Raw genomic sequence first — 1,765 nt, 5'->3', positions numbered from 1 at the left:
CCACCATTGACTTTGCTTTTGTCCGTGTTGTAGTTTGAACTGCAGGTTGGCTAAAAGAAAAGCCTAGAGGCTCACCTGCATTTAATGGTAACACGGACAATTCGATTCTAAGCATTCGCTGGCGGGGCCCCGCCCCCTTCCACCGCCTGCTAAGAATCGGGTGCTACAGTCAATGGCAAGCAGCTGCGCTGTGGCTCAGTAGGTTACTTTAATTTCCCTTCTCATCCTCTTTCACTGGATTTAGTGCTACTGATTGATGTGGGCTCCAATCTCTTGTTGAATTTGACCAACGTTCTGGGTGTTTTAATTTTGCTGCCTCATATACTTGGTTCCGATGATGAAGCACATCCACATAAACACCTGTATGGCATTGATGAGGAGTCACAAAGTTGATTCCACTATGTTGATGTTCATTATTATACCAGTCAACCAATTTTGTAACCCATTTTCGTGAAACTTCAAGTGTTTCAAATCCCTTTTCCGGATACTCTGGTCTATATTTTAATGTCCGAAACATCGACTCTGAATAAGGATTATCATTACTTACACGTGGACGAGAGTAAGATCGCTGAATACCTAACTGTTCCAACGTTGCCTGAAATGTAGCTGCTTTCATTGGACTGCCATTATCAGAATGCAAAACCAAGGGTCTTCCTTGAATCTTTTCATTCATTACTGCTTTTTTAATCAATTCTTCCGCATATTTCGCTGATTCTGTTTCCCAAACCTCCCACCCTACAATTTTCCTGCTGAACAAATCGATAATTAGATATAGACGAAAATATAATCCAAGGACGGGACCATTTAGCCACGTAATATCCCAGGTCCACACTTGATTTGGCGCCTTCGCAATATGACTTTCAGGTATTCTTTTTCTTGGTTTCTTGCTTTTTCCACGATGATGTTGCATGTTTTCTTCCCGCAATACACGATAGAAACTTGATTCAGAAGCAATGTAGATTCCATGGTCAGCTAACTTTGGCACAATTTGGGATGGGGCTAAATCCACATATTCTTCTTGCTTTACTACTTCTAAAATTTCTTCTTTTTCTTCCATAGTAAGTTTGTTTTTAGGCTCCGGTCGTTTCGCTAATGGACGCTGATCTTCTTTTACATCACCCTCCGCTACCCATCTCTCGTACGTCCGAACACTAATATTTAATTCTTTACAAGCCATGGCTAATCGTACTCCATTTTGGTTTGCTTCTTGTATTAATTCAACCGCTAATTTGCGATCTGAATATCTGATCATTCGTCCCCTTGGTCCCCCCAGATTGCTTGGATCTTTTTTTTTAGAAGTAATAATGACGCAGCTTCCGCCAATGCCTTTTCCTTATTTCTTAATTCTTTTTCTAATTCATATGATCTATTTTTCTGTGCTTTTAATTCTTGATTCAGTTGTTTCGTTTGAGCTAGATCCCGTCCGTTGGCTGTTAAACAGGTTTTCTTCCAGGTCTCAATTTGTTCTTTATACAATCCTTTTTTACGACAATATTCTGCTAGGTCTCCCTCGTTCATTGTGTATGTTTCTAATACGATTAAGAATTTATCTTCACTGCTCCACTTTTCGGATACCTTAGCATCTCCGGGTGTTGCATAGCCAAATGCTCGCGCTTCTTTTCTCCAAGTGTATAGAGTCGCATCGGAAATCCCCAAATCCTTACTAAGTTTTAAAACTGATTCATTATTTGGTGGCATCATTCTTTCCACGATTTCCTTTTTCATCTCTTTTGAATATCGAGTACCTGTATTTTTCGTCATAACT

At 40.0% G+C, this 1,765-nt stretch carries 1 pseudogene; it reads right to left on the bottom strand.

The annotated features are described in order from the left end of the window. Positions 1-208: 208 nt before the first annotated feature. Positions 209-1,761, bottom strand: a pseudogene (locus AC6HVZ_RS19465) (IS3 family transposase). Positions 1,762-1,765 lie beyond the last annotated feature (4 nt).

This window comes from Oceanobacillus sp. NCCP-135, from assembly GCF_059698015.1.
This window is presented reverse-complemented; position numbering and strand designations above follow the sequence as displayed.